The organism is Nitratifractor sp. (assembly GCF_015487065.1).
Classification (GTDB): Bacteria; Campylobacterota; Campylobacteria; order Campylobacterales; family Sulfurovaceae; genus Nitratifractor.
Genome location: NZ_WFQN01000077.1, coordinates 1 through 7,219 on the forward strand (window position 1 = coordinate 1; position 7,219 = coordinate 7,219).

General features: G+C 59.5%; 6 protein-coding genes. All 6 read right to left on the minus strand.

Annotated elements, in window-relative coordinates:
- Positions 1-1,376 (minus strand): proton-conducting transporter membrane subunit (locus F8I07_RS04125; RefSeq protein ID WP_292656093.1); only part of this gene is annotated, 1,376 nt, incomplete at its 3' end.
- A complete protein-coding gene (locus tag F8I07_RS04130; RefSeq protein ID WP_292656096.1) occupies positions 1,373-1,966 on the minus strand; it encodes a hydrogenase in 594 nt (197 codons plus the stop codon). The genes F8I07_RS04130 and F8I07_RS04125, both read right to left, overlap by 4 nt.
- 1 nt (position 1,967) lies before the next feature.
- The gene (locus F8I07_RS04135) at positions 1,968-2,897 is read right to left on the minus strand and encodes an NADH-quinone oxidoreductase subunit H (RefSeq protein WP_292656099.1); all 930 of its coding nucleotides are present in this window, start codon (positions 2,895-2,897) and stop codon (positions 1,968-1,970) included.
- Positions 2,894-4,786 (minus strand): proton-conducting transporter membrane subunit, encoded by a 1,893-nt coding sequence (locus F8I07_RS04140; protein WP_292656102.1) that lies wholly within the window; start codon positions 4,784-4,786, stop codon positions 2,894-2,896. The genes F8I07_RS04135 and F8I07_RS04140 overlap by 4 nt, the downstream gene beginning before the upstream one ends.
- Before the next feature lie 334 nt (positions 4,787-5,120).
- Positions 5,121-6,134: a type I glyceraldehyde-3-phosphate dehydrogenase gene (gene gap, locus F8I07_RS04145; protein ID WP_292656104.1), complete on the minus strand. Its 1,014-nt coding sequence runs from the start codon at positions 6,132-6,134 to the stop codon at positions 5,121-5,123.
- A 77-nt stretch (positions 6,135-6,211) separates the two neighbouring features.
- Complete coding sequence (locus F8I07_RS04150) at positions 6,212-7,075, minus strand: zinc-dependent peptidase (protein WP_292656106.1); 864 nt, start codon at positions 7,073-7,075, stop codon at positions 6,212-6,214.
- Between the last annotated feature and the right edge of the window lie 144 nt (positions 7,076-7,219).

Consider the following 7,219-nt stretch of genomic DNA (forward strand, 5'->3'; position numbering starts at 1 on the left):
AGCAACGCCACAAGGCCGACGGCGAAGATCGCCAGCGCCGCCACTTCGGAAGTGTAGACCACTTTGCTCGTCTCCTCCCCTTCGTATTTCATCGACTGGTAGATCGCCACGAAGCGGTAGAAGATCACCGAGAGCAGCACCAGCAGCAAAGTGATCGCCCCCAGCATCGCCAGGAGATGGTGGCTGGCTTTGGCGTTGTCGATCATCGCCCCGAAGCCGTAGAGTTCGGAGAAAAACATCGGGCTGGGAGGGAGCGAAACGATCGCCAGCATAAAGAGCCCCACCAGAAACCAAAAGAGCTTGCCCTGCACTCCGTGATAGCCCCGGAGCGCCCCGGCGAAGCGATAGCGACCTCCCGATTCCAGGACCCCGGTGGAGAGGAAGAGCGCCGGTTTGAGGAAGGCGTGGGCGCCGAAATGCAGCAACGCCGCGAAGGTCCCCCCGCTGACCCAAAAGAGCGCGATCAGTGCCATGTGCTCGACGCCGGAGAGGCTGAAAAGACGCATAAAATCCTTGGCCCGGAAAATGAGAGACGAGACGATAAAGAGCGTCAGCAGGGTATAGACGAAGACGAAGAGGAAGAGATGGTCGTAGTTGACCTTTTCGGCGATCCGGCTGAAGTGGAAAAAGCCCGCCATTACTCCGCTCTCCAGAATCCCGCTAAAAAGCGCCGCCACCGGGTAGAAAGCGGCCCGCTCGATATGGGCCAGCCAGAGGTTCATGGGGAAAAAGCCCATCTTGACGAACATCCCCAGCGCCGCCAGCGCGAAGCCCATCTCGAAGAGAAAGGGCGAAGGGATCCGGTGGGCTGAATGCAGCAGCGCGTCAAAGAGCATCGCCTTCTCTCCCAGCAGCGGCTTGGCTGAAGCGTAGATGAGGATGATGCCGAAGAGCACCAGCGAAATGGCGATGGCTCCTACGATCATGTAGTTCCAGGCCTCCTTGTGGGCGGCGGGAGTGTGGTTGGTCTTGATCATATAGACCGTCGAAAGGGTCGCCATCTCCAGACCGATCCAGAAGATCCCCATATGGTTGGCCAGGATCGAAAGGCTCAAGCCCACCCAGAAAAGCCCGAAAAAGCGATAGAAGCGATAGAGCGCCTTTTGGCTGATGCGCACGTGCCGATCCAGCGTCAGGAGCGCGAGGGTCACCCCGATGCCGACGACCGAGGCCAGCAGGAGGATGTAAGTGTTCAGATCGTCGGCCACCAGGTAGTCGCCCCACAGGGCGTAGGGTTTGGGGAGACGAAAGAGGATCGCCACAGGGATCAGCACGGCGAAGGAGCTGATCGGCAGCAGACGCCGGGCCCAGACGCTTTGGGAGAAGCTGGCGGCGAACATCAGCAGCGGCGGGAGCAGAAGCCAAAAGAGCATCATGACTGGGCCTCCTCACGATAGAGCAGCAGGTTGATCACCACGATCGCCATCAGCAGATCGAAGAAGATCCCCAGCTCCACCAGCATCGGCATCCCCTCCGTCGCCGTGGTCCCCAGCAAAAACAGGGCGTTTTCCATACAGAGGAAGCCCACGATCTTCGGCGCCACGTTGCGGTGCTCGATCATCAATAGCAGCGAGAGAAAGAGCGACGAGATGCTCACCGCCACGTAGTTGGCGTTGCCCTGGACCATGTGGCTGATGGGCTCGGCCAGGTAAAAGGTAAAGACCAGGATCGCCGGCACCAGCATGATGGCATACTGGGTTTTGATGCCGGGGGGAATCTGCCGCACCAGCGCAAATTTGCGGCTGAGCATCTTGAGGATGTAGGGGATCGCCCCGGCTTTGAGCAGGATCGTCAGCGCGCCGCTAAGGAGCATCGCCCGATCGTGCAGCCGCGTTCCGATGGTCAAGGCCAGCAGTCCCAGGGTCAGGGAGTTGAGGGCGTACCAGAAAAGCAGCCGATAGAGCCGCGTGGTAAAGAGCGCCGTAATCAGCGTCGCGAGGAACAATCCAATCAGAAAATCGACCATCTCAGGCTCCCAACACATAAAAGGTAATCAGCGACAAAAAGGCGAAGACGATGGCGATCCCCAGCAGATTGGGGACCTTGAAAAGCCGCAGCTTGGCGGTATGGACCTCGATCAGCGCCACCGCCAGGGCCACGGCGAAGAGCTTGCCCAGGAAAACGAGCAGCGCCAGCGGCCAGGCCAACTCGGGCCCGAAGGGCAAAAAGAGCCCCGCGAAGAGGCTGGCGAAGATCACGAACTTGATCGACGCGGCGCTTTCGATCAGGGCCAGATAGACCCCCGTGATATCCAGGATCATCGCTTCGTGCACCATCGTCAGCTCCAGGTGGGTTTCGGGGTTGTCCACCGGGATCCGGCCGTTTTCGGCGATGAGGAGGATGAAAAAGCTGATGGCGGCAAAGAGGAAGCTGGCCATATGTTCCGCGGGGAAGTGCTCGGCCAGGTTGACCCCCGCCTGCCCCACGCCCAGATCTCCGGCCATCATCGAGACGCTGAAGATCGTCAGCACCATCGCCGGTTCGACCAGGGCGGAGATGAAGGCTTCCCGGCTCGATCCCATCCCCCCGAAACTGCTGGCACTGTCCAGCCCCAGCAGCATCAGGAAAAAGGTCGAAAGGGCCAGCAGCCCCGTGATGGTGAAGGCGTCGACGAAGCTGACGTAGTAGGCCCCCTTCACCGCCGGCGGGAGGTAGAAAAGCACCACCAGCAGCGGCGAAAGGACCAGAAACGGGGCCACCCGGGTGATGGCGCTCGCCTCCCGGCTGACGACGCTCTCTTTGCGCAGCAGCTTGGCAAAATCCCGATACCCCTGCCAGATCGAAACGGGGCGTTTATACAGCAGCCACATCTTGACCCCTTTGATGAAAGAAAGCAGCAGCGGAGCCACCAGCAGCATCAGGACGATCGTCAGGAAGTACAGCAGCAGCGCACTCATCGTCTCTCTCCGATAATCAGGACTTTGATGGAGATGATCATCACCACCGACTCCAGGGCGAAAGTGGCCCAGCTGAACTGATGGGCGAAGATCCGGTAGCTAAACAGCACCAGCAGCATCAGGTTGAAGATCATCGCCGCGTAGCGGGTCTGCTCGAAATGGGCCAGGCGGTAGACCCAGTAGCTCACCCAGTTGGCCAGCCGGGCCGTCCCGTCATAGAGGGAGCGCTCGAAGAGGGGTTTGACGTGCACCGCATAGTGGGAGGGGGTCAGCGCCTTCTCCTCCGCGTCCGCGTGCCCTTCGTGCCAGTGCTCCTCGGGGCGGTAGAGCCAGTTGAAAAAGCGGCGGATCGGCCCGGCGAAACCGGTGGCCGAATACTGGGTGCGCGCCCCGGTGCGGTAGCCGCAGGCCCAGGTGCGGTGCATTCGTTCTTTGACCCCCAGGGCCCGGTAGGCCCAGACCAGCAGCCCCGTCACCCCCAGGAGGGAAATCAGCAGAATCAGCGGCGAGACCACCCCGCCGTTGATCGCGACCGAGTGCATGTGCCAGATGCCTTCCGGGAAGATCGCATCGTAGGCGGGGACGCTTCCTAGGACCACCAGCGCCCGGTCAAAGAGCCGGATATAGGCGGGCGCGAAGAGCATCAGGGAGAGGACCACCCCCGCCATGGCCAGCATCCCCAGGCGCATGAGACTGTTGACCTCCCGGGCGTGTTTGGCGTTGGCGCTGCGGTGCAATCCCAGGAAGGTGATGCCGTAGGCTTTGACGAAGCAGGCAATGGCCAGCCCTCCGGTCAGCGCCAGGGCGAAGATGGCGAAGGGGATCGCCAGTTTGAGCGACATGTCGGTGATGGTGTTGGAGCTCAGCAAGGATTGGAAGATCATCCATTCGCTCAAAAAGCCGTTCGTCGGCGGCAAAGCCGAGATGGAGACCGAAGCCAGCAGAAAGGTCCAGGCTGTGATCGGCATCGCCTTCATGAGTCCCCCGTAGGCTTCGATGTTTTTGGTGTGGGTTTCGTGCAGGACGCTTCCGGCCCCCATGAAGAGCAGCGATTTGAAGCTCATGTGGTTGAAGGTGTGAAAGAGCGCCGCGATGAAGGCGAAGGAGCTCAGGATCCCCAGCCCCAGCGTATCGAAGATCATCCCCATCCCGAAGCCGATGAGGATGATGCCGATGTTTTCGATGGAGTGGTTGGCAAGCAACGCTTTGATGTCGTGTTCGCTCAGGGCGTAAAGGACCCCTACCAGGGAGCTGAGCGCTCCGATAACCAGCACCAGGATCCCCCACTCCAGGGGCCAGGGGTGCAGCACCTGCAAAAAGAAGCGAAACATCCCGTAGATCGCCACTTTGAGCATCACCCCGCTCATGAGCGCCGAGACGGGACTGGGGGCCGCCGGGTGGGCATAAGGAAGCCAGACGTGCAGCGGCACCGCCCCGGCCTTGGAGAGAAAACCCAGAATCAGGAGGAAAAAGAGCAAGGAAGGGTAGGCGAATCCCGCCACCACCGTACGCATCCCATCAAAGCCCATCTCCAGATCGCCGTTTGTGGCGATGAGGAAAAAGAGCAGCAAAAAGACGAAGCCAAAATGGGTCATGAAAAAGTAAAACCGTGCCGCAGGGATCGTCCCCTCCTCTTCGGGCTCGGTCAGAATCAGCTGCCAGCTGGTCAGGCTCATCAGCTCCCAAAAGAGCAGAAAGGTCAGTCCGTTGGCCGCCGTCACCACCCCCAGCATCGAGAGGACGAAGCTCCAGTAGTGGACCCGATAGTGGGCCTTGCGCCCGATATGCGGCAGATAGCCCCGGGAGTAGAAAAGGTTAGGCACCACCCCCAGCAGGATCAAAAAGACAAACAGGATCGACAGGGCATCGAACTGAAACGCAAACGGCATGAGCGACGACTCCGGCAAAAATGATTCTCCGTCAAAACGGATCGGATGACAAAAAGCACAACGCAACAATGAAACGTCTTTGGAAAAATGCGCCGGCAACGCGGCGCGAAAGAGGGCTTGCCCGGCCTTGAGCCGAGTCGGGTAAGTCCTGATTTGGGGCGATTATACTCCGGAAAGCTTAGAACAAATTGACAGCAAAATGGCTTTGGGGAAACTCAAATCATTCCGGACTGATCCATCTGCCATGATCAAATATTCCTGTTTTTGCCGTCTGTCCCCAATCGGATTCAGGATGGCGTAGAGAGCTCCTTTTGGTTTTCAAAGAAGCGCTTGATCACATTTTGGAAGCGATCAGATCTGCCAGCTCCAGAAGCCGTCCGGAGTAGCCGAACTCGTTGTCGTACCAGGCCATCACTTTGACCATTTTGCCCCCCAGTACCTGGGTGGAGAGGCCGTCGATGATGCTGGAGTGGGGATTGCCCAGGATGTCGGTGGAGACCAGTTCCTCGGTACTGAACTCCAGGATCCCTTTCAACTCACCCTGAGCCGCTTCGGCAAAGGCGGCGTTGAGCTCCTCGACGGTGGTCTCCTTTTTGAGGTTGGCGACGATCTCGGTGATCGCTCCGTCGGGTACCGGCACCCTCAGCGCCATGGCGGTCATCTTGCCCTGGAGATCGGGGATCACCTCCACGGTCGCTTTGGCCGCACCCGTGGTGGTGGGGATGATGTTGACTGCCGCCGCCCGGCCCCGGCGGTGCTTGCCGGGCTTTTTGCGGTCGATGGTCACCTGGCTGGAGGTGTAGGCGTGGGTGGTGGTGATGTGGGCGCTTTCGACCCCGAAGCGCTCCTCCAGGACCTTCATGGCCGGCGCCAGAGAGTTGGTGGTACAGCTGGCGTTGGAGAGGACATGGTGCTCTTCGGGCTTGTACCAGGATTCGTTGACCCCCAGGACCACGGTCAGATCCACGTTTTTGCCGGGAGCGGAGATGATCACCTTTTTGGCTCCCGCTTCCAGATGCTTGGCTGCGCCGTCCCGATCGGTGAAGTGCCCGGTACACTCCAGGACGATATCGATCCCCATCTCCGCCCAGGGGAGTTTGGCGGGATCCCGCTCGTCGACGATGGCGATCTTCTGACCGCCGACGGTCAGACTCGTCTCGTCGTACTCCACCTCCGCGGGGAAGCGTCCGTGGACCGAATCGAATTTGAGCATATAGGCCAGGTCTTCCGGCGTACCGCTGCCGCCGTTGGCCACGACGATCTCCACATTGTCGGGCCGATGCGTGACATAGTGCCACAGCACCATCTTTCCGATCCGCCCCAGTCCGTTGATCGCTACCTTTTTCATCTCTGATCTCCTTCAGTGCAGTGTGATAATGAAAGTATAATCTTTCTCGCTTAACCGTAAACCAACGGCCCGGCGGCTCAGTGGCGATGCCCCGGGTGCCGGTCCAGATCCCCGAAGAGCTGCGCGGTATCCAGATTGTAAAAACTCCGATACTCATGATAGAGATCCGGGAAATGCTTTTTGAGGGTCTCGCCCCGCTGAAAGAAGAGCTCACTGGTCACGGCGAAAAACTCCGCTTCGTTGGTGGCGGCATAGTCACCGATGAGGCGGTAGTCGCCCCAGTCCCGGTTCTCCTCGGCCCGTTTACGTAGCTCTTCATAGCGCCGGGAGACCACGTCGATCCACTCCCGATAGTTCCGGAGCATCAGCGGCGGCACGCCGTCGGCACTGCCGTCTTCGAAATCCAGCACATGGGCGAACTCGTGGATGATCACATTATGGGGCCAGGTGTGGTAGGCGTCGCGGCGCGCCTCGTGCCAGGCGATCACCACCGTATCTCCCGCCGACTCCCCCTCCAGCAGCGCCTCCTCTTCCCGGACGATCCAGCCGTTCTGTTCCTTGCGGGGAGCCACCACGACGTTGGGATAGACCAGGACGCTGCGCAGAATGTCATAGCACTCCTCCGGCTTGCCCAGCACCGTCAGGCAGGCATAAAAGGAGATCAATACCCGCATCTCGTCGGTCAGCTCCGTCTTCACTCCTTCAAAGGATTTGCTCTCCATGAAGTAGCGCAGACGCTTCTCCACCTGCTGCTGCATCGCCTCGGGAAGCAGCGGGTAATGGGGGGTCTGCTTCAGCCAGGCCCGCCAGGACTCTGGAAAAGGTTCCTCCTCGATGCGTTTGAGGAGCCGCATCCTCCGATACCAGCGCCACGCCTGCCAGATCAGAAAGAGGGCCATCACCGCCAGGATGAACTCCATCATTCCCAGATAATAGGCCATACTCTACCTCTCTTTCATGCAGGAAACGCTGTTACACTGAATCATAACATTATTTGCATTGCCTCTTGGGATACAATGTCATCATGAAACGTCGTCATTTTCTCATCCTGAGTTGCTCCGCTTTCTCCCTGCCGGGATGGACCC

Coding starts and splice junctions, on each gene's coding strand:
- F8I07_RS04150 (WP_292656106.1), bottom strand. CDS start 7,075: ATGGCCTATTATCTGGGAATGATGGAGTTCATCCTGGCGGTGATGGCC.
- F8I07_RS04130 (WP_292656096.1), bottom strand. CDS start 1,966: ATGGTCGATTTTCTGATTGGATTGTTCCTCGCGACGCTGATTACGGCG.
- F8I07_RS04140 (WP_292656102.1), bottom strand. CDS start 4,786: ATGCCGTTTGCGTTTCAGTTCGATGCCCTGTCGATCCTGTTTGTCTTT.
- gap (WP_292656104.1), bottom strand. CDS start 6,134: ATGAAAAAGGTAGCGATCAACGGACTGGGGCGGATCGGAAAGATGGTG.
- F8I07_RS04135 (WP_292656099.1), bottom strand. CDS start 2,897: ATGAGTGCGCTGCTGCTGTACTTCCTGACGATCGTCCTGATGCTGCTG.